We start from the raw sequence: 21,344 nt of genomic DNA, 5'->3' as shown, positions 1-21,344 counted from the left end.
CACTAGTGCGATACCAAGAGCACTACAATGGATGCCAAACTAAAACAGATGCCCAATAGGTACATAAACGCCACGGTTTGGACTTGCGTCAACCCAGACTTCATCAGCAGGTGGAACGTGTGCCCTTTATCCGCGACGTAAATTGGCCGATTTTCACGGAATCTCCGGTAAAAGACCCAGACTGTGTCCAAAATGGGAACCCCGAGCGCCAAAACCGGCACCAGAAGCGACACCAGTGTCGCACTCTTAAAGGCTCCATCCACCGCGATAGCCGCCAGTACGTAACCAAGGAATGTGGCACCTGCATCCCCCATAAAAATGCGGGCTGGGTGAAAATTGTGTTTGAGAAAGCCAACAGAGCTACCCATCAGGGAAACGGCTAAAATCGCGCTCACGCCTTGCCCTTTGAGAATGGCAATGAAGACGAGCGTCAAGGCAGATATCGCCGCGAGACCGGAAGCGAGTCCATCGACCCCATCGAGGAAATTCATCATATTCGTAATCGCGACGACCCAAATCACCGTCGCCACCCAGGAAAGCCACAGTGGAAAACTGTAATACGTGTGGTGAAACGGCAAGTTCACACCCGTCATGCGGATTTGAAAGGCGATTAACACCACCGCTGCGACAATCTGCATTAAAAACTTCGGCCAGGCTTTGAAATCACGACCTCGCGTCTTGTAAAAGTCGTCAATCACACCGATGCCGAAAATCAAAAAGCCGCCCACCGCAATCCCCCAGAACGTCATTCCTGCATGACCAAGCACCCCGGCCGTCAACGCGAAGGAAACGTAAATCGCGATGCCGCCAAGCAGTGGAATCGGCTCTTTATGGATTTTGCGCTGATTTGGTTTATCCACAAAACCAGTCTTGAGCGCTACTTTTCGAATCACCGGAACAGCAGCGTAACAAATACCAAACGCCACGATAAAGCAGAGTAAGTAATACCAAATTGGAATCATGACGGGCCGAAAGACCTCCCATTCAACCACGGACAAATGTACCGTACAACGACCATTATAGCACGCTAGATTGAAACAACATCGAGATTTCGCACATTTGTCCTCGGCACGTCACAAACTTTTTGGCATGCTTGTCGCCGCCTGTACATAGATATCAGTAGAAACGAGGATGGGTTCTGAAAAAAAACACACCCATCAAGGTTACGAGGCCCATCGCGGCGCATCGAAGGAGTGTTGCAGAAATGCCTACGCACGACATCATCATCGGATTGATCATCGCATTGCCCATCGCGTTCTTAGTTGGCAGATACTCCACTCGCGTCACTTTTTTTCATACACGCACAGAAGAAAAGATAAGCGTGCCGGAATTTTTGCGCACGCGCGAGTAGTCCCCTGTGTGAAACGGCGTAAAAAAAGGCGCCGAGAACGCGGCATTGAGACACACTGTGAAACAATAAGTCACCCCGTCGGCTTCACGACATCCTCGGGGTGACTTATTGTGCTGCCAACCTATTGCACTTCCTTATTGCACTTCTATGCGATGCAAAGGTATGCAGAAATTCAACGATGTCGTCCTCAAGTGCGCAAACCGGCTTGGTCGATCACGTGCAAAAATGCTTCCTCATCGAGAATCTGCAAATTTGGGTTCTTTCCGGACGAGATGAGCGCCTCGGCTTTCTCCAACTTACTGCCCGCTTTGTCACCTGCTACGACAAAGTCGGTCTTGGCACTCACACTGGACGTCACGCTACCACCCAACTGTTCAATCCAGCGCGAAGCTTCTTTTCTATCCACCGTCGCGAGTGTTCCAGTCAGGACAACCGTTTTGCCTGTAAAGACACTCTCCACTTGAACGCGCTCTGGACCAAGGTACGTCATGTTGAGCCCAAGAGCCTTAAGTTCAGCAAGCAAAGCTTTCGCCGCCGGCGTTTGGAAGTACAACTGAATGCTCTCTGCCATCTTCGGACCGATATCGGGAATCGCCACCAGTTCATCAACACTTGCCTCAGCCAGTGCGTCCATCGTCATGAACGACTGCGCCAAAATCTTCGCCGCCTTCTCGCCGACGAGGCGAATGCCTAACCCAAACAACAAGCGCTCAAGTGAGTTCCCCTTGCTCGCCGCGATGGACTGCAAGAGCTTGTCTGCCAACTTGTCACCCATGCGTTCCAACGTCAGAAGATCATCTTTCGTCAAGCGATACAAATCGGCGACTGTCTTCACCATGTTCTTGTCGAGTAAAATCGTAATCCACTGCTCGCCAAGCCCTTCAATGTTCATCGCGTCGCGAGATACAAAGTGAATCAACCCTTCGCGAATCAGCGCAGGGCAATTCGGATTGACACAGCGCCAAGCGGCTTCACCCGGCAAGCGCAACAACGGTTCGCCGCACTGCGGACAATGACGCGGCATGGAAAACGGAGGAATATCTCCCTGGCGCTCCTCTGGCAGGGATTTAACGACCTCCGGAATAATGTCGCCAGCCTTTTGAACGACAATCTTGTCACCGACGCGAATGTCCTTTTCGCGAATCAGATCCTCATTGTGCAGCGACGCACGAGAAACCGTCGTGCCCGCTAATTGGACGGGATCAAACACCGCCGTCGGCGTCACCGCACCCGTCCGGCCGACGTTCAAATCAATGCGACGAAGCGTCGTCGTCGCCTGTTCCGCCGCATATTTGTAGGCAATCGCCCAGCGCGGACTCCTAGCCGTAAAGCCGAGTTCCTGCTGCAGGCGAATATCATCAACCTTAATGACCATACCGTCCGTCGCATACGGTAAATCTCGGCGTCTCTCCGCCCACTCGTCGATGTACGCGATAACTTCCTGAATATCTTGGCATAACTTCCGCTCACCATGGGCAGGTAACCCAAGCCGCTGCACGTAGTCGAGCGCTTCGCTGTGGCGTTGAACTGGATACTCAGAAGCCTGCGCCAATTGGTAAACGATGACGCCCAATCGTCGACTGGCCGCCACGCGGGGATCTAATTGCCGAAGAGATCCGGCCGCCGCATTGCGCGGATTTGCGAACGGCGGCTCGCCCTGCTGCTCGCGCTGTTCATTCAACCGCAAAAACGACTGCTTCGGCATATATGCCTCGCCGCGAACCTCCAACGTCACCGGTTCCGTCAACGCCAGCGGGACATTGCGGATGGTGCGAATGTTGGCGGTGATATCCTCGCCAACTTCACCGTCACCGCGGGTTGCGCCGCGAACCAGGTGGCCTTGCTCGTAGCGAAGAGAGACCGCCAACCCATCAATTTTCAACTCACACACATATTGCACGCCGTCCCCTACCGTTTGCCGCACCCGACGGTCAAACTCGAACAACTCCTCCGTCGAATAGGCGTTAGACAACGATAGCATGGGGATTTCGTGTTCCACTTTCACAAATCCCTCAGATACACCGGCCCCCACCCGCTGGGTCGGCGAACTCGGCGACTGTAATTCCGGAAATTCCGCCTCCAGTGCCATCAATTCCCGCATCAACGCGTCCCACTCGGCATCCGTGATGCTCGGATCATCCTCGCGGTAATAGCGTTGATTGTGATACTCAATCTCCTTGCGCAACGCATCGACGCGCATACGCGCCTCATCTAGGGTCATACCCACCACAACGTCAGCCTCCAAATCTGAACACGCGGTTATCCCGTCTCGTCAGTCCCCCGCGACCTTGGTGATAGGAGCAAATTTGGCGAACAATTTGCGCTCCCCGACGGGATCAAGAAAGCGAACGACGAGTTCCAGGCTTTCACCGCTACCTGACCTGGAGATAATTTCCCCAATGCCCCATTTGCGATGCTCCACCTTGTCGCCTGGCTCGTAGGAGACCGACAAATCGGCGCCAAACGACTGCGGCATCGTCATGCGGCTACCTTGGAAACTCGTATTCGCGGCAGGCGCAGTCGACGAATTCGGCTGGAAAGCGCTGCTGTAATCCGATTTCGCTTGAAAGAACACGCCGTCTTTCTCCACGTCCTGCGCCGGCATCTCCGCCAAAAACCGCGACGTCGTAAATGGCCGCCGCTCACCAAAAATCATGCGGCTGCTGCACGTAGTCAAAAAGAGCCGCTGCATCGCTCGTGTGATGCCAACATAACAGAGACGGCGCTCTTCCTCCATCTCATCCTCTTCATCCAAAGCCCGCTTGTGAGGGAAGATACCTTCCTCCATACCGACCAGAAAAACCACCGGAAATTCAAGACCTTTGGCTGAGTGAAGCGTCATCATCGTGACACCCTCACTCTCTTCCTGCGATTCCGGCTTGCCTTTGTTCAGGTCACTGTCTGCCACCAGCGCTACGTCTGTCAAGAACTGCTCGAGGGCACTCACTTGCGTATCCTGTGCGCCATTCTCGTCAAACTCCCGCGTCAACGACAGGAATTCATCCAAGTTTTCCAATCGACTCTGCGCTTCCAACGTTTTTTCTAACTGCAGGGCCTCGCGATAGCCAGATCTCGACAGCAACTCCTCGGTTAAATCCGTCAGCGGCAAAAACGCCCGCTGTTGCTGAAGCGTCAGAATGATCTGCACAAACCCTGCCAAAGCACTCGCAGCGCGTTTGCTAACACCGGCATCAACCGCCTTCTGGGCAGCATCAAACAAGGAACAATTGTGATTACGTGCGTAGGCTTCCAACCGCTCTACCGTGGTTTGCCCCAACCCGCGCTTTGGCACATTGACGACCCGAGCAAACGACACGTCGTCATCTGGATTGAGCACCAGGCGCAAATAGGCAAGCACATCTCGAATTTCCTTGCGGTCATAGAACTTCAGCCCACCATAAATACGATACGGAATACCCTTTTGCAGGAAAATTTCCTCAATCACACGAGACTGCGCATTGGTGCGGTACAGGACCCCAAAATCCGGGTATGTGTACCCTTGCTTCACAAGCGACTCGATTTGTCCTGCGACAAACACTGCTTCAGCCCGCTCGTCCGACGCATGGTGCAACGTCGCCTTTTCACCCTCGCCCGCGCTTGTCCACAAATTCTTCTCCATCCGCTTGCGGTTATTTTGAATAACCTGGTTGGCAATGCGCAGAATTCTGCCCGTAGAGCGATAGTTCTGCTCCAGACGAATGACCTGTGCATCCGGATAATCCCGTTCAAAGTCGAGAATATTGCGGATATCCGCACCCCGCCACCCATAGATGGACTGGTCGGAATCGCCGACGACGCAAAGATTTTTACGCTTGTCCGCCAGCAACTTCACCAGCATATACTGCGCGTGGTTCGTATCCTGGTATTCGTCCACATGCACATGCGTAAACCGATTCTGATAATAATTCAACGTGTCCGGAGACTGCCGAAACAGTTCCACCGTCTTCATAATCAAATCGTCAAAATCAAGCGACTGATTCTGCCGCAGTCGCCGCTCGTACTCCAAATAGACGTCGCCAACCAGGCGTTCATATGGTGAACCCGCCATATCCCGCACCCTCACCCCATCACGCAGCTCATTCTTATGCTGACTAATTTGGTGCAGAATGCCCTTCGGGTCATACTTTTTCACATCGATATTCATATCCGCCATGACGCGCTTGACGACGGAAAGTTGATCAGCCCCATCCAGCACAGTAAACGAACTCGCGTAACCAATGTGCTGAATGTCCCGCCGCAAAATGCGCGCGCACAGCGCATGAAAAGTCGACGTCCAGATATCTGCTCCGATATTTCCGACGAGTTTCTGTATCCTATCACGCATTTCACGCGCCGCTTTATTCGTAAATGTGATGGCCAGAATGCCCCACGGAGGCACTCGACGCTCCGCAATGAGGTACGCAATTCGCCTAGTCAGCACACTGGTTTTGCCACTTCCCGCGCCCGCCATAATCAGCAACGGACCATCGGTCGTCTGAACCGCCCGCTGTTGCTCGGGATTAAGTCCTTCTAATATAGACTGTGCGCTCGGTTGTTCCATCATTGCCACGCGCGCCACACCTTTCAAAAGTTGTCTATGTCTATTATACCAGCCGACCAGCTATGAGGCGATCATTTGTTCGCTTCCCCATTCGCATGGATAGCGTGACAAAACTGCAGCGAATATCTGACAAAGAAAAAAGGGCAAAACATACTTGACGCACCTATCACGCACCTGCTATAGTATCACTTGTCCGTTTCGCAGAACGCACTTCGGAATGTAGCTCAGGTGGTAGAGCGCACGGTTCGGGACCGTGAGGCCGCAGGTTCGAGTCCTGTCATTCCGACCATTGTTGTGATGAAGCGGATTTTAAATTGATTGAGCCACCTTCCTTTGGTATATGGAAGGTGGCTTTTTCATATGCAGTATTTCAGAATTCTTGTCGTGGCGAATCTGGCATCATCTCGCATCGGATGTTTTAAGACATTCCTCAGTTTCTCAGACCGATAAGACATGAACAATTATCGCTATCCCACTTCCGAGTTCTCCATTCCTCACGTTTTTCGATATGGCTTAAGGGGAACTTTACAATGTCCATGCTTCATTTACCTTGTTGTACATATCCCATACTTTCTTGGTGTACTCATCTTAAGTCCCAGGTGGGACTTAAGATCTCGTTCCATAAATCTCAAAACCCAAAGTTAATAGGCTTGAAGCTGAGAATAGTCCCTATTATCCTGCCAACATTCCGATCACAGTGTGACAGGTTCTAATACATGATGTACGGAGTTCAGTCAGATTACGGGCTTTTGCTGTAACCTCCGCCGGGTGGGCCCAAAGCTAGTCAAGTGTCACATCGTAACCTTCAACCTCTCATTTTTCGAAATCCCCACCAATTTATCATCTGGTTAATAAAAGTAATCCAGGTGCCTGCAAATGAGCTTCTAGCCCGATATTGCGATACTTTTAGTAGATTGAATTGATAGTTTTTTGTCAGGATCCAGATGCGGAATTTATACGATTCCCCAGAACTCGAAACAAAACTCCTACGAATCCCCCAAAACTCTCTCCTGCTCAATAATTTGCTTGGTTGAACTTGTGCCTATTCTTTCTACACCCAGATCAACCAACTTACGCGCCGTCTGATAATCTCTAATCCCACCTGAAGCCTTGATTTTAAAATCTGGGGGTAATACACTTTTGAAAAACCTAACATCATCTTCTAAATGAGGATTCGGAATAAACCCTGTTGATGTTTTTAGATAGTCCGCTCCACTAGCGACCACAATCTCGGCTGCTAGCTTCTTTTCTCTTTCATTTAACACGGCACTTTCAACAATCACCTTAATAACAGTGTCCTGCATCTGAACGTTACGGATTGCATTTACTATAGTCTTCAGTTGTGTGCTAACACGGTAATAATCTCCACTCTTTAAAGCACCTACATTCAACACAACGTCCAATTCTGATGCACCTGACATTAATGCCAACTCTGCTTCGACTAATGCGACAGATTCGTACGTAGCACTTAATGGAAAACCTATCACTGTACAAACTTTAACTTGTGAATCTAATAAACGCATTTTAGCTAACGATACCCACATGGGATTCACGCAAACGGAATACGTCCCATATTGTAATGCCTCTTCGCATAGTTGAATAATATCCGCTTGGCTCGTGTCGACTTTTAAAAGAGTATGATCTATTAGCTTTGAAATCATATTTTTCCTCCGAAGTATAAATAATAATTAAAATCCATAAACCGGGTAGCAATCAACCTTATGGACTACCACCCGGTAAACAGTACTTAATAACAGTAAGTCGTCTTCTACCATTTAATCGGTGGAGTATAGGATGCAAATGCGAGAGAAGGGTTATAATATTTTTTTGCATTTTGTTGCGTAATTAGCTGGGTTCCCACATCTATTGTCTTAGGCACTGATTTACCAGTAACAATCCTATTTGCTGCCTCGACAGCTACTGTCCCTTGATATGCTGGATCATTCAAGCATGTCGCTTTATATTGTGTTCCGTCCATAATATCTTTAATCGTTTGCATCATACCGTCAATACTAACAATATCTACATTCTTCAATCCTTGCTGTTGTAGTACCTGATATGCCCCAAGACCCATATCATCATTATGCGCATACACAACAGATAAATCTGGTCTTGGCTGCGCAAGATAATCCGTCAATGATGTAATTGCCTGAGATCTCACATAGTCGTCATAGGAACTGTGATCAATTGTTACGGAATGGTCGTTTGAAAAAGCAGAGTCAAATCCAGAACGACGTGCCATCATAACTAAATCTCCAGCAGAGCCTTGAATCTCATAGATATCTTTGTTGTTCTGGTTCTTCAAAAGCGTGTTTTTCGTGTAATTTCCGATTAACTCGCCCATATGTTGATTATCTCTTCCGACAAAGGTTGTTACTGGAACAGAAACAGGACGATCTACCGCTATCACAGGCACATTATCTTTTTTCGCGCTAGTCACAGCCGGTGCAATTCCCTGGGGATTAACCGCGTCCACAATAATAACTTTGACGCCTTTCGTAAGCATATCCATAATGTCGCTGTTTTCCGTGCTAACATCGTTCTCAGCATCCGCGTAGGAAATGGTATAACCATATTTTTTAGCCTGAGCCGCTATCGCGTCCTTGAGTTCGACGTAATACGGAGAAGATTCGGTTACTTCGACGAATCCTATGGACACCTTAGACGAAGCCCCACCCTGGTTACTACCGCTGTCGTTATTTACACCATTAGAGGCACTTCCGCAACCTGTAACCGCTATTGCCATTGCTATAGAACTCGCAGAAATAAGCAGATATTTGTTCTTGAATCTCATTAAACTCATCCCCCAATTAACCTTTTTGGATTCGGAATTATTTTACATATCCTCAACAATCTTTAAGTTCACCAATTTAAGAAGCATTGTATTTCTGCAGCCATTGGTTTAGTAAAAGTGCAAATAGGATTAAACATCCATACCCCACCATCTGTAACACAGCCGGAAGACCCACAAGATTAAAAATATTCGTGAATATAATGAGCATTAGACTCCCTAAGATGGTTCCTCCAACCCCGCCAATACCACCGAAAAGAGATGTTCCTCCAATGACAACAGCAGCGATACTCTCCAACGTATATGAACTTCCTGCATCTGGATACGCGACATTCACCCACGATTCATATAAAAACCCTCCCAAACCAGATAACAATCCTGCCACCACAAAGATGAGGATTGTGTACAAATTCACGCGAATTCCTGACAGAAAAGCAGCAAAGTTGTTATCTCCAATCGCGTATATTTGACGACCAAAAGGAGTCAGTTTAAGAACCAGTAGAGCAAATAGCGCTATGACCAGCCATATAATCGCAATCAGTGGGATTGGTCCAATGTAATCGCCCCCGACACTGAGAACCGATTTGGAAAGATTGTAGATAGGTTGCCCCCCCGTAATTAGCAGCGCTAAGCCGCTAGCTATCGTGCCGGTCGCAAGGGTTACAACAAAACTCGGGACGCGTCCATATACAGTTGCAACACCATTCACCAATCCAACAACACAGCCTGTTAAAAGTGCTGCGGCGATTGCAATGATTACCGACCCATGCGTCGCCTTCGACAGTACTCCGCTGACCATACCAGATAGTGCAATCACCCCCCCAATAGACAGGTCTATCCCGGCAATTAAGATAACAAAGGTCGTTCCTACACTCACCACACCTAAAACACTGGTTTCCAGCAGGATATTAAATAAATTTTTAGGAGTTAAGAAAGCATTTGACAAAGAACTACTTACTATGAGAAGCAAGAAAAAGATAATAATGAAGCTGTACTTGGAAAGCCACTGCATGATAGCGTATCTACGATCCATATCACTTGTGGTAAGCGGTTTCACACTCATTATGATTCCCCCCTAAAACAGCACTTTGAACGTCCGATAATTTGGTTTCCCTAACATTAAAACAGCCTGTGATTTTCCCATCGTGAAACACATAAATCGTATCCGCCACCTCAAACATCTCTTCAACATCATCACCGGAAAGCAATATAGCCCTCGACGGATTTTCACGAACTATGTTCTTAAACAGATTGTGAATTTCACGTCTGCCGGATACATCAACACCCCTTGTCGGTTCAGCACAGACCAGGATATCCCAATCACGATGTAACCATCTTGCTATAAGCGCCTTTTGTTGATTTCCACCGCTTAATTGACGAATTGTCTTACGGGACGTATATCCTGCGATTGATAATCTTCCGACTAATTCCTCAGTTTTACTGCGAACTTCAGTGCGATTCACCATACCAAATCTACGAGGGAGCCGTGACATCATTATATTTTCATCGATACTCATGTTCGGAAATATCCCCCCTATCTTTCTATCCGCATGAATGAAGACAATTCCTTTCCTAATAGCGTCTCTAACAGATGTAGGAGCATACTCTTCATTGAAAATAAGCCTGCCTGTTGTGGGGGCAACAATCCCACTTACCAAAAGTGATATTTGTTCATGTCCAGCTCCGGCCAGCCCAGTTACGGCTGTAATTCTGCCCCTCTTTAGCGTTAAACTAACATCTGTGAGCGGGCCAGAGGTAACCCCTTCCACTTCATAGGCAATTTCATCAGTACTGGGTAAGTGATTAGTATCTTGGAGATGGCCGGTTTGCTTCTCAGCCTCAGGGCCGACGATCGATTGGATTAATTTTGCTACACTGACATTCGAATGATTGTATCGACCGGAAACCGTTCCATCCCGTAACACAGTAATCTCGTCACAGAGCTTTACCACTTCATCCAACTTATGACTTATTAGTATCATGGAGATGCCCTGTTCTTTTAATTTTCTCATGACTTCATGAAGGATCTCTTGCTCTGCTTCGCCCAGAGACGCAGAAGGTTCATCCAAAATAATCAGTTTGGCGTTTTTTGTTAACATCTTCCCCAAATAGACCAATTGTTGCTGACTAACCGGAAGAGACTTCAGCTTAGACAAGACTGGAATCGTTATCCCCATCTGTTTTACAAAAATTTCCTTAGCAAGATTCATCGCCTCTCTTCTATTTAGAAGACCGAACCTCCCGGGAAACTTCTCAACAAATAGGTTTTCCCAAACTGTAAGATTAGGCATCAAATCTAGCTCTTGATGCATCGTTAGTATTCCTAAATCCCTTGCCTCCCTGGGACTGCTAAATGCAACTGGCCTACCTTGGAATAAAACGGTTCCTCTCGTCGGAGTCGTAACACCAGAAAGAATATTCACAAGCGTAGACTTTCCGGCACCATTTGCCCCCAAAATTGCATGTATTGAATTCTTATGAATTTGCAATGATATTCCTTTGAGAACCTTATTATTGCCATACTGCTTATCTACACTATCCACCTCAAGAACAATTGAATCGTTCATAGTTCGCCCCCCTCATTACGCGCTCCAACTCCATAGAGATTCCTTCCGTGCTTCTATAGGCCTTCTCTCTTATCTTGTGGATTCGACGAAGAACACTATTGTTTCGTGCTGGGTACACTACGTGATAACTGGCCTCCAGATTACGAACGGCGTCCGGCAGTGAAGAGAAAACGCCTGCCCCCGCAGCGGCTACCATGGCTGCTCCTAACAAACCAATCTTTTCAGGCTCTTCTGGAACTTCAATTGCAAAATTTAGCGCATCAGCATGTGCCTGTAACCAAAGCGGGTTTAAAATCCCCCCTCCAGAAGCCCTAATCACTTTCACCTCAGCTTTGGTAGCTTCAATTACTTTTTCGATAGCTTCTCTCGCTCCCAAAGCCGTCGCGTGTAGTGCTCCTTGATATAAATGTGCAGCCGTATGATATAGACGCAAACCAAAAATTGCACCTTTGGCCTCCGCGTTTCGATATGGCGTTCTATTGCCTTGCAAGTTTTCTATCATTAATACATCTTCCTCAATAGGCTCCAACCTCTCTACCTCGTCAATAAGTTGCCCATGCGATTTACCGCTAAGGGAGCAAATCCAATTTAGAACTGAGCCGGATGAGACTTGCCCCCCTTCCACCACCCATCTTCCTGTCGAAACCGGTTCGAAAAATGGTCCCCAGATACTCTCATCCCCCAGTGATGGATTCTTGGAAGTGGCCAAAATGACCGTTGAGGTTCCTAATGTTACTGATAAAGTCCCTTCCTCTATACAGCCATTGCCTATCATAGCCATATACGCATCAATGCCGCCTTGAACCACTAATGTCGTCGCTGATAGGTTTAGTTCAGCAGCTAATATTGGTAGAAGGGTACCTATCTGTTCACCTACGGAACAAATTTTATCCGGCCATTTAGTAAATAAATTCACTCCGTCAATATCAGCAAAAACACGCGTACTTCGTTCACATAAGTAATTGCGCTTACATGTGACATTACAACGTGAGGACACCCATTCTCCTGTCAGTTTATAATTTATCCAGTCAAGAAGTTCTGTAACATATCTGGATTTATCCCACACACTCTTCATATTTCGACTCACCCAAAGAGCCTTTGCGGGTAACCACTCTGGCGATGAAAACTCCCCAATTCTACTGCGAATTATTTCAGACTCGCGAACGGCTCTATTGTCCATCCACATAATAACTGGAGCAAAAATTTCACCTTGTTCACTCGAACAGACTAGGGTTGACGCAGTCGCCCCAACAGATAACGCAACAATACGAATATTCCGATTAGAACATGCGTCTTTGATAGATCTCTTTAAAGCCTCAAAATATGCTTCTGCAGAAGCTTCCACGTAACCAGATTTCGGATAGCAAAGTTCTACTGGATGACTTGAATAGGATATACAATTTCCATTTAAATCATAGACTGCGGTTCGCACACTTGCTGACCCAATGTCCACCCCTAAAACTGCCTTCAAGTGAGCAGCCTCCTTTAATCAAAGCTACATAGAACTTTGTTAAACGGGATACCTTGGCGATACTCGTCAAAGGCACTCCTCAACCCATTTAAGCCACAAATTTTACTAACAATCGGCTCAGTTCTTATGTGCCCACTCCCAATATTCTTTAACGTCTCCGTCCACTCTTTTCCCGGGAACGGCGCACTAAAAGAGTTCCACGAACCGATAAACTCACACTCGCCCCTTTGAAAGACATCCAGTACCTTTTCGGGTATCAAGAGATCCTTGTGTGATATTCCATGGATAACCACCCTACCTTGCTTTCGCACGGCCCGAATACAAAACTCCTGACCAACAGGGCTTCCAGATAGTTCCAACGCTATGTCTACACCAGAAACACTACAAACCGTACGAACCTGAGAAAGTATTTCATCTGAGGAGGAAGAAAATCCAAAATCGGCACCCAATTGTTTTGCAAGATTTACTTTCTCAGAAAATCTGTCAATAACCACAACCGTAGCCCCGAGCAGCTTCGCCCACTGAACGGCAAATAGCCCTATAGTCCCCATTCCAAAAATCAATACTATATTGCCCTCCGAGATTCTCCCCTTCCACAGTGCGTGAATTGCATTAGCCGCCGGATCCGTGAACGCAGCATCCTGTAGTGTCACTGAGTCCGGGATGGGAAGGCAGTTCGCAGCAGGAACTACGACAAATTCCGCAAATGCTCCGTCTTGCCTAGAACCAACATACCCGTAATTTTCGCAGAGTGAGAAAAGTCCTCTCTCGCAATACTCACAAGCATTACAGGGGATTAACGGCGCAACAGTCACCCGGGTTCCCACCAAAATTTTACTAACATTATCTCCTGTCTGCTCCACAACGCCTGAGAATTCATGTCCGATGGTAATGGGCATCCTATGAGCACCGGTTGAGAAATATCGTGGAACATCGGAACCGCATATTCCACAAAAGTGCACCTTAATCAAGACCTCATTCGGTCCAGGCGTTGGTACTGGTACCTTTCTAACCTCTCCGTGCCCGACCCTTACTAACTGAAACGCGTTCATAGTTTTCACCAGCATCCGCTCCCTTTTGAACATCATCAAGCATTAATAAGGAATGAGCTAACCCACTGTCCACTATCAAAACATCAATATATTGACTTCGTAATGCAGCGTAGACTGCTGATGCTTTCTGTTCCCCAAACGAAACACATATTTTTTGAGGTATTTTCCTTAATTCATTCAATGTAATTCCAATCGTGCGTTCATCCAAATCATCCCACGCCACATTACCATCTGCTGTAAAATAGCGAGAACAGATATCCCCGACCGCGCCTTTTTCCTCAGTTAACGTTACTAATTCGCTCTTATCTAAATATCCTGCGATGGATAATACTGAATTGGTGTCAGGTATTCCCACACTGAACAAAGCAATATCTGCGTCACGTGCCATTGCAAGAACATCTTTAACAGCGCTTTCATTTTGCAAATTCTTACATATTTCTGAGCTATCGACGATTGCCGGCACCATGAGTTGATATACTTCCGCGTTGAGTGCATTGCCAATTGTCTCTAATAAATGTCCTGCTCCCGTAGCACTAATCGACCGAGTTAACCCACCATTCAACTGTACAACCGTAATATCCTCAAAGTTATTATCAGCAACCTCACACCATCGAATCATATTAGACAATGTATTCCCCCAGCTTAGCCCGACAATTGAACTTGAACGAGCCCTTCGCATCAAGGTGGAATAGGCCATTTTCCCAATATCGCTCGCTAAATTCGATGATTCCCGCGAGCAAATCTGCACTTCAGTCAGCTTGAACCGTTTCTCCAATTCCCTTTCCAAAAGGTCATTGCTTGTATTTGAGATAGATATCTGTACAATCCCTTCTTCTTTCGCTCTCTTTAATAATCGATTGACTCGTTGTCTCGAAAGTGACAGTTTTTTGGCGATCTCTTGCTGAGTTAGATCCTCTATGTAATAAAGCGTCGAGACCGTTCTCAGCATCTTCTCTTCTTCACCATCGATCATTTGCTCACCACCATTACATTTGTCAGTTAGAATATATAGAACATTGAGTTCGGTGTCAACAAAGATAAAGCAAAAAATAAAGCAGTCTCATTTCTGGACAATTTACCTGAGTGTGTTCTAGTTAAGTGTGGGATAGGCATTTGTCAAACGCGCAGTAAAACCCTAAGCTTTAGCTATGGGAATACAAGGCGCTCGCCGTTAGGCGAATACTGCGGTTACGTTCGGGACAGAGATGTCAACGCTGCAAAAAACATTATGAAACATTCAATATAGCGTTCAAATTGAGCGTTCACGACGTAACCGTAGACGGTTGCATCATGCGTGTCGTAATAAACCGTGACTTTAGACATGGGGAGGGATCACAAAAAGGATACTATCCATGATACGAAAGGAATTTTAGGTCAAAAGAAATCCGAATTATCCCTGATAGGGCCTGAGTGTTCTTACTCTAAGGATACAAATTCACCTCCCAAATTGAATCAAAAGCCTCATTCCCTTCACCTGTTCGAAAACCTTCGAAAACCACCTCCGCCCCAACAAAAAAGCGCGACTGCAATAGTCGCGCCCATGTGCTATGGCAAAAACTCTGGCTCACCAATCAATTCCCTGTTAAACAGGCGTCGAAGGTCACTGATATGTCGACGATCCGACAGAACCAATAGATGATCATACGCTTGGAGTCTCGTCGCGCCTCTCGGCACAATGACGTGATTATCGCGAATGATAGCATAGCACAACGTGTTTTCTGGAAAGTCAATCTCGACCATCTTTCGGTCAATAAAACTCGACTTCTCTGGAATTTCAATCGGTGTCACAATCGCGTTTTCCCGCGCGATAGCGACTAATTCTAAAAGACCTTCAGACGGAGAACGCTCAAACAGGTCAAGTTTGTTCGCCAACGGTTTGACCGTCCACCCTTGCACCAAAGTTGATGCAATCACGACGAAGAATACCGCATCTAACATCGTGCTAGGTGTATAACCTGGTGAAAGTATCGCGGTGAGAACAAGTACAATCGGTACTGCCCCTCGAAACCCCGCCCAGGACATAAACAGTTTTTCTCGCCACTTAAAACCCATGCGAAGTGTAGATAGCCAGACCGCCACAGGGCGAGCCACGAATAACGCCCCGACAGCTAAACCAAGACCTGGCAGCATGATGGAAAACAAACGCGATGGCGACATCTGCAATCCGAGGACCACGAACATGAGTATGTGCATTGTCCACGAAAGCCCTTCGTGGAATCGCATAATACTATAGCGGTGTTCAAGCCGGCGATTTCCCATAACCACCGAAGCGACGTACACCGAAAGAAATCCACTTCCGTGGAACAGAACAGCAGCCGCGTAGGACAGAAGGGCAAATGCCAGTGTCAAGGTCGGGTACAATCCACCCGTGTCCAGCTTGATACGCTGATTCGCCAGAGACCCAAGATACCCCGTAATTAACCCCACAACAAGTCCAACCAGCATCTGTAGCGCAAAAGTTCCGATAACATAGAAAGACGCATGCCAAAACGAGCCCATCCCATGAGTCGACCACTGAATCAGGACGATAGTCAAAAAGAAAGCCATCGGATCATTCGTACCTGATTCCACTTCCAACACATCGACTAATCGTCGTCGCAAAGGCTGACCGCCGAGAATGGAAAACACCGAAGCGGCATCTGTGGAACTCACCGCAACGCCAACTAAGGCAGAGGGGAAAAACGGCAGATTCAGTAAATCGTGTGCTAGATAAGCCATTACCGCAGCACTGATGAGCACGCCGACTGTCGCAAGCGACAATGCAGGAAGCCATACATTGCGTATTCTCGCCGCAGAAGTGTGCAAACCGCCCTCAAATAAAATAAGTATCAACGCGATGTAACCAACTGATTGCGCAGTAGATAGTGGTACTTTAGGGCTGATTCCTAGCCCACCCGGCCCAAGCACGATGCCGATGGCTACGAACCCAATGAGGACGGGAAATCCAATCCGATTCCCCACACGAGCAGACCAAACTCCGGCTAACAAAATAACAGATAATAACAGGAGAAATGACTCCATAGCCTTCCCCCTTTTTTTACATGTAACTTTTGCTACACACTCTCTCTGTTTACTTAGTTTATCACATCAATTAGGTCAGGTCGATTTTCAAGCGGCAGAGGGTGCCGTATGCGATGACACATGGAAACCATGTCGGACTTCCTCAAGGATATAAGAAGTTCGAAACGCCACGCATGCCAGGACTATTGTGGTTCCTCAACTCACTGAAGGGAAAAAACATCGAGATAAACAGGTGTTTTACACTTGATTAATGAAAATAGAGGAGTATATTACTTTTTGGGAGGAGAAGCAAACTTGCAACCCTCGCTTACAGGTATCATGGGGCAAGTTTGCCTTCTCGTTATAGTATTACGCACACCGACCTCCAGGTGTGGAGGTACCTTTGACGATTCATGTATTCACCTATGATACCAAAATAATCCTAAGTTTTGTAATGCACAACCTCCCGGTGTAGCCATGCATACGCTCGACAGTGCATGACGTCCACCATCCCCTGGTTAAGAAGTGGCTTTTTCTCGTTTCGTTATTCCCCGGAGTCGACGGTCCGTCAATATCATCAACAGCGCTAAGGCACTGACTGCTATCATTACAATGGCAACATGATGCATACCGGCATCCGATACTTTCTTATGAAAGGCAATTCCAATCAACGCCGAAGAAGCGATTGAACCAATATACCCGAATGTGCGGAACAAACCCGAGGCGGTTCCAATTTGGTCTGCAGCAACCTGTGTGTACAATGCTATCTGATTTCCGCTGACCATTGTCCCCATCGTGATCCCAAAAATACACGTCATTATCAAAATCCAAATGATTGGTGTGCTTGTGGTCAGAAAGAGCACGCCAATGGACGCGATAATACAGGACACAGCAGAGGCAATCAACGGGGCAAGTACCAGGTTTCGCTTTGAAATTGGCCCTACGACCAGTGCTGAAACGACACTCATTGGCAAAATGAGTAGCCCTGCACCGAGTGACGATGTGCCTCGCGCTGCACCAATCCACTCCGTCACGCCGTACAGCACCGTGTAGATACACAGCGTCAATAAGGCAAAGCGCGTATAAGTGCGCGTGAGCGCCAAGTTCGTCGCAAGCAACCGCACGTCGATGAATGGACGCGCTACTTTCAACTCCCAAACAGTTAATACCACGCCGAACAGGACGGCCAAACCAAGCGCCAGCCAGTTTGGTTTAGGCAAAGAGAACAAAAATACCATCAGCGATGTAATCGTAAGCGCAAACCCGATGATGCCTGACACGTCAATCCGTGAAGATACCTCTCGAAGGGTTATCTTCCCCTGGACAGGTTTATCCTTTGGAATCCATAATGCTGCCATCACAAACGCGATGAGTGCAAATGGAATATTGACGAGAAACGTCGTGCGCCACCCCCAGGCATCCACGAGGACTCCCCCAATGGGGAGCCCTACTGCGGCTGTCACGACGCCAGCAATCTGAAGTGCACCTAATACGTTACCTGGTGGCTTAGACATCCCAACTGACTCGGCACGCCGGCGAATCAGCAACATAGCAGACGGATAGGCAGTTGACGTACCGACGCCGATGAGCACTCTGGAGATGACCAACATGGCCATGTCCCTGCCGAACCCACCTAACAAGCCCCCGATAAGCACGAGCAGAATCCCCGCCAAAAATACTCGCCGCGGTCCAAACTCCTCCGCGAGTTTCCCAGCCGTTGGTTGCGCGATGGAGCTCGCCAAATAAAGCGCCGTGACCAAAATGGTGGTTTGGGCTGCTGAAATATGCAAAAACATGGCAATCGGCACCAACGCGGTCGCAATCATGGAGCTATTAATTGGGTTCAGTGTTGATCCCATGTACAACGGAGCTACAAATCTCCATGAAAAGGGGTTACCGCTTGGCAAGATGGTCACCCCTTAGTTTGTTGTTTGCGTGTGAGTTGAATTAAGTGTATTCACCCATTCGTCGACAGTCTGCACAGTTGCCTGGCGAGGAAATACTTTTTCCATGAGCACGCGGTGGACTTCAGAGTCCGGATCAGCACAGGCATCCTCGAGCACAGTAATCGCAAAATCCTTGTCTGCCGCTTCACGAAGCGTTGACAAAACGACTCCACTCGTTGCAATGCCAGTGAGAATCAGTGTATCAATTTGTTTAGCACGAAGAATGACTTCCAAGTTACTTCCAGCAAAGGCACTTACGCGGTATTTCGTAACAATGGGTTCCCCAGTCCTTGGTTGTACAGATTCGTGAATTTGTGTCGCATATTCGGAGACAGTCATACCGCCCATCTGCTGCACCTGCGAGAAAGCCTTGTTTTTGGGACTGACTTCCGGATACCCTTCACTAAAGGCAACGCGTACAAAAATAACAGGGATACCCTTTTGCCGAGCAACCTCCACAGATTTTTGAACTGCGTTCATCATTGCCTGATTTTCTTGAAAGCGAGAAACAATGCCGTTCTGCATGTCCATGACGAGCAATGCTGGATGGTTCATAGGTTTTTACACTCCTTTAATTTCGGTTATAATAACCGGAGAGTTCTCCATTTGATGATAATCGGAGAGTTCTCCACTTGTCAATGAGGTAAGTTTTTTAAATTTAAATGAAACAAATTCTATTGAGGGATTGATTGCTATGAATCACGCGAGACAACGGCATACACGTACAGAACGACGGGATGCAGCAGAAAATCGTCAACGCATATTAGATGCTGCGGTAAAGCTGTTTGAACAACATGGAGTAGAGCAAGTCAGTATGAATCAAATCGCAATCGAAGCGGGCATCGGTCCCGGAACGCTGTATCGACGCTACAGAAACAAAAGCGAATTGTGCATGGACTTAATCAAAGACAACATCGTTCTCCTGTTCGAGGATATCGAGGCTTATCTCAAGGAACATCGAGATGAACCGCCGAGCCAACGCTTAAAAGGTATTCTGACCATCTTTATCGCCTTTCGCGAGAAAAAGCTACAGTTGCTGGCAGGTGTGGAGGAAGTGTCACCGGCGAACAAGTCACAATCGAGAGCGCCAGACCCTGTATATGATGAGTTACATGACATCATCACAAAATTATTCCAGGAAATGACAGTTAATACGTTGGCCGAGCCAGACAACGTATTTCGCGCAGATATCTTATTGACGGCACTCAAAAAGGATTTCTATGTGTTTCAGAGAGATGTACGCGGGTATTCATCCGAATCGTTTCTGGAACAGCTCTGCCTGATATTTTTCCCACAAGCACATCAAGATAACCCATAAATGCGTCAGTAGATTGAGTGGGCGTATCCCGCTTGCTTAGATACGTCCACATGGCTAGCTGCCTACTTCACCGTTCCCACTTCGCCGTTCAGCGAAATTGGAAGAGAACAGCTTTTACTAAATTCAGTGAATTAATGAATGTCGGTCAAGTTGAAAAATGAAAATATGCAGCAACACAAAAAGAGCCAACCAATCTATACACGACCTGTGCATATCATTGGTGACTCCTGTGAAAATTCATCGCGCCACCCCTAGACTAGTGGCACCTATCTCTCGAACAGCCTATCCTAGCAAGACATTGCTACATGGTATATACATCTTACTGGCATTAATCAGACAAATGGGCTTCCAAGAACCATAGGTCTTTATCCAGTTGACGCGAGACTTCCGTAAACAAATCGGATGTATCCGGATCTTCCTCCGCCGACTTGAAAATGGCTTCACGCGCGCTATTCGCCACAACGGCCCAACGCTCTGCAAGTGCCTGCAACACAGACACATCCTGACTGGTTTGAAGGGGCCAAACAGGAAGTGAAGTCTGTGTGGCGATATCTTGCACAGGTACCCCGGCAACGCCGCCCAATGTAGTCACCCGTTCAGCCACCATATCCGTCAATTCAGTCAAGTGGCCCGCTAATTCGTCAAATAGCTCATGATATGCAATAAAATGCGACCCGCGCACATTCCAGTGGGCAAGCTTGGTTTGGATGAACAAATCCGTCAAGTCCGTCACATGTCGGTTCAATAATTCAATCATATGTTGCCGAACTTCGTCCGCCATGTGAATTCGCGTCTTCCTCAGCTTGGTCACCTTACATCCCCCCAACAGGCATTGATTCCTACCCAATATAACCCAATGCCATATCATTTATTATACAGCTGTATATGACAGTGTCATCTATAAACGAAATATACACATAGATTTTATAAAATGATGAAGAATAAGTGTACCCCCTCCGCTACACTTCCTGAAAATAGCTGTACAAACACAATAACGGTATGGCTCTCTCAAATAATTAACTCAAGTTTCACACCCTTAAGCAGCGAGTTTCTCCTTGATAGGACTGGGTAAATGCGCAATAAACTGCTGAATCATAGTGTCGATATGGTTGTCATTTGGCATGTCCAGCGTCTCCAAGGCGGACTGCAGTGTCCTAAGCGCTTGCCGTAGATTCGAATCACTTCATCATCCAGCAGGTTTGTATCTGTGGAAAGTAGCGCCAACCATTAGCGAGAGCGATTCCTGTCGCGGGCGAAGATCAAGTCCTAAATGTGGTGTAAATTCGCCCTCCGGCAGATTTGAATTAT

At 47.4% G+C, this 21,344-nt stretch carries 15 protein-coding genes and 1 tRNA gene; 2 read left to right on the top strand and 14 right to left on the bottom strand.

The window, feature by feature from the left end; translation table 11 throughout:
• Positions 1 to 2: 2 nt before the first annotated feature.
• From J3482_RS05845 to pcrA, 3 genes are all read right to left on the bottom strand, one after another.
• Positions 3 to 962, bottom strand: a complete 960-nt coding sequence (locus J3482_RS05845; protein ID WP_021297807.1) for an MraY family glycosyltransferase — start codon at positions 960 to 962, stop codon at positions 3 to 5.
• A 576-nt stretch (positions 963 to 1,538) separates the two neighbouring features.
• Positions 1,539 to 3,572 carry an NAD-dependent DNA ligase LigA gene (gene ligA, locus J3482_RS05840; protein WP_146824588.1) on the bottom strand — a complete coding sequence of 678 codons (2,034 nt, stop codon included), beginning with the start codon at positions 3,570 to 3,572 and terminating at the stop codon, positions 1,539 to 1,541.
• Positions 3,573 to 3,623: 51 nt separating this feature from the next.
• On the bottom strand, positions 3,624 to 5,894 hold the full coding sequence (gene pcrA / locus J3482_RS05835; RefSeq protein WP_146824589.1) for a DNA helicase PcrA: 2,271 nt from the start codon (positions 5,892 to 5,894) through the stop codon (positions 3,624 to 3,626).
• Between the two features lie 210 nt (positions 5,895 to 6,104).
• On the opposite strand from pcrA, the gene J3482_RS05830 reads away from it, so the two are divergent.
• Positions 6,105 to 6,180: transfer RNA gene (locus J3482_RS05830), tRNA-Pro, on the top strand.
• Between the two features lie 697 nt (positions 6,181 to 6,877).
• Here the strand turns inward: J3482_RS05830 and deoC are convergent.
• The 10 genes from deoC to J3482_RS05780 all read right to left on the bottom strand — a co-directional run bounded on the left by deoC (position 6,878) and on the right by J3482_RS05780 (position 19,273).
• Entirely contained in the window at positions 6,878 to 7,552 is a 675-nt protein-coding gene (deoC, locus tag J3482_RS05825; RefSeq protein WP_146824577.1) for a deoxyribose-phosphate aldolase, read from the bottom strand.
• Positions 7,553 to 7,659: 107 nt separating this feature from the next.
• Entirely contained in the window at positions 7,660 to 8,685 is a 1,026-nt protein-coding gene (locus tag J3482_RS05820; RefSeq protein WP_188332376.1) for a substrate-binding domain-containing protein, read from the bottom strand.
• 76 nt (positions 8,686 to 8,761) lie between these two features.
• Positions 8,762 to 9,745, bottom strand: a complete 984-nt coding sequence (locus tag J3482_RS05815; RefSeq protein WP_146824579.1) for an ABC transporter permease — start codon at positions 9,743 to 9,745, stop codon at positions 8,762 to 8,764.
• Complete coding sequence (locus J3482_RS05810; RefSeq protein WP_206922178.1) at positions 9,717 to 11,249, bottom strand: sugar ABC transporter ATP-binding protein; 1,533 nt, start codon at positions 11,247 to 11,249, stop codon at positions 9,717 to 9,719. Before J3482_RS05810 ends, J3482_RS05815 begins: the two co-directional genes overlap by 29 nt.
• Positions 11,227 to 12,720, bottom strand: coding sequence for an FGGY-family carbohydrate kinase (locus J3482_RS05805; RefSeq protein ID WP_206922177.1), 1,494 nt, complete (start codon positions 12,718 to 12,720; stop codon positions 11,227 to 11,229). The genes J3482_RS05810 and J3482_RS05805 overlap by 23 nt, the downstream gene beginning before the upstream one ends.
• 14 nt (positions 12,721 to 12,734) lie before the next feature.
• Entirely contained in the window at positions 12,735 to 13,772 is a 1,038-nt protein-coding gene (locus J3482_RS05800) for a galactitol-1-phosphate 5-dehydrogenase (RefSeq protein WP_236017947.1), read from the bottom strand.
• On the bottom strand, positions 13,729 to 14,745 hold the full coding sequence (locus J3482_RS05795; RefSeq protein ID WP_146824583.1) for a sugar-binding transcriptional regulator: 1,017 nt from the start codon (positions 14,743 to 14,745) through the stop codon (positions 13,729 to 13,731). The genes J3482_RS05800 and J3482_RS05795 overlap by 44 nt, the downstream gene beginning before the upstream one ends.
• Before the next feature lie 572 nt (positions 14,746 to 15,317).
• Entirely contained in the window at positions 15,318 to 16,793 is a 1,476-nt protein-coding gene (locus J3482_RS05790) for a potassium/proton antiporter (protein ID WP_146824584.1), read from the bottom strand.
• Positions 16,794 to 17,290: 497 nt separating this feature from the next.
• Entirely contained in the window at positions 17,291 to 18,631 is a 1,341-nt protein-coding gene (locus J3482_RS05785; protein ID WP_206922182.1) for an MFS transporter, read from the bottom strand.
• A gap of 60 nt (positions 18,632 to 18,691) precedes the next feature.
• On the bottom strand, positions 18,692 to 19,273 hold the full coding sequence (locus tag J3482_RS05780) for a cysteine hydrolase family protein (protein WP_206922175.1): 582 nt from the start codon (positions 19,271 to 19,273) through the stop codon (positions 18,692 to 18,694).
• A 139-nt stretch (positions 19,274 to 19,412) separates the two neighbouring features.
• Here J3482_RS05780 and J3482_RS05775 point away from each other — a divergent pair, with 139 nt between their 5' ends.
• On the top strand, positions 19,413 to 20,036 hold the full coding sequence (locus J3482_RS05775) for a TetR/AcrR family transcriptional regulator (RefSeq protein WP_146824586.1): 624 nt from the start codon (positions 19,413 to 19,415) through the stop codon (positions 20,034 to 20,036).
• Between the two features lie 328 nt (positions 20,037 to 20,364).
• Here J3482_RS05775 and dps read toward each other — a convergent pair whose 3' ends face one another.
• Positions 20,365 to 20,847 (bottom strand): DNA starvation/stationary phase protection protein Dps, encoded by a 483-nt coding sequence (dps, locus tag J3482_RS05770; RefSeq protein WP_262927021.1) that lies wholly within the window; start codon positions 20,845 to 20,847, stop codon positions 20,365 to 20,367.
• Positions 20,848 to 21,344: the final 497 nt, after the last annotated feature.

The organism is Alicyclobacillus suci (assembly GCF_017329615.1).
Lineage (GTDB): Bacteria > Bacillota > Bacilli > Alicyclobacillales > Alicyclobacillaceae > Alicyclobacillus > Alicyclobacillus suci.
Note: the sequence above shows the minus strand (reverse complement) of the source record. Positions and strands in the feature narration are given on the sequence as shown.

Bases quoted from the DNA above. Each gene is read 5' to 3' on its own strand.
- J3482_RS05845 (WP_021297807.1), bottom strand. From the start codon at position 962: ATGATTCCAATTTGGTATTACTTACTCTGCTTTATCGTGGCGTTTGGT.
- ligA (WP_146824588.1), bottom strand. From the start codon at position 3,572: ATGACCCTAGATGAGGCGCGTATGCGCGTCGATGCGTTGCGCAAGGAG.
- pcrA (WP_146824589.1), bottom strand. From the start codon at position 5,894: ATGATGGAACAACCGAGCGCACAGTCTATATTAGAAGGACTTAATCCC.
- deoC (WP_146824577.1), bottom strand. From the start codon at position 7,552: ATGATTTCAAAGCTAATAGATCATACTCTTTTAAAAGTCGACACGAGC.
- J3482_RS05820 (WP_188332376.1), bottom strand. From the start codon at position 8,685: ATGAGATTCAAGAACAAATATCTGCTTATTTCTGCGAGTTCTATAGCA.
- J3482_RS05815 (WP_146824579.1), bottom strand. From the start codon at position 9,745: ATGAGTGTGAAACCGCTTACCACAAGTGATATGGATCGTAGATACGCT.
- J3482_RS05810 (WP_206922178.1), bottom strand. From the start codon at position 11,249: ATGAACGATTCAATTGTTCTTGAGGTGGATAGTGTAGATAAGCAGTAT.
- J3482_RS05800 (WP_236017947.1), bottom strand. From the start codon at position 13,772: ATGAACGCGTTTCAGTTAGTAAGGGTCGGGCACGGAGAGGTTAGAAAG.
- J3482_RS05795 (WP_146824583.1), bottom strand. From the start codon at position 14,745: ATGATCGATGGTGAAGAAGAGAAGATGCTGAGAACGGTCTCGACGCTT.
- J3482_RS05790 (WP_146824584.1), bottom strand. From the start codon at position 16,793: ATGGAGTCATTTCTCCTGTTATTATCTGTTATTTTGTTAGCCGGAGTT.
- J3482_RS05785 (WP_206922182.1), bottom strand. From the start codon at position 18,631: ATGGGATCAACACTGAACCCAATTAATAGCTCCATGATTGCGACCGCG.
- J3482_RS05780 (WP_206922175.1), bottom strand. From the start codon at position 19,273: ATGAACCATCCAGCATTGCTCGTCATGGACATGCAGAACGGCATTGTT.
- J3482_RS05775 (WP_146824586.1), top strand. From the start codon at position 19,413: ATGAATCACGCGAGACAACGGCATACACGTACAGAACGACGGGATGCA.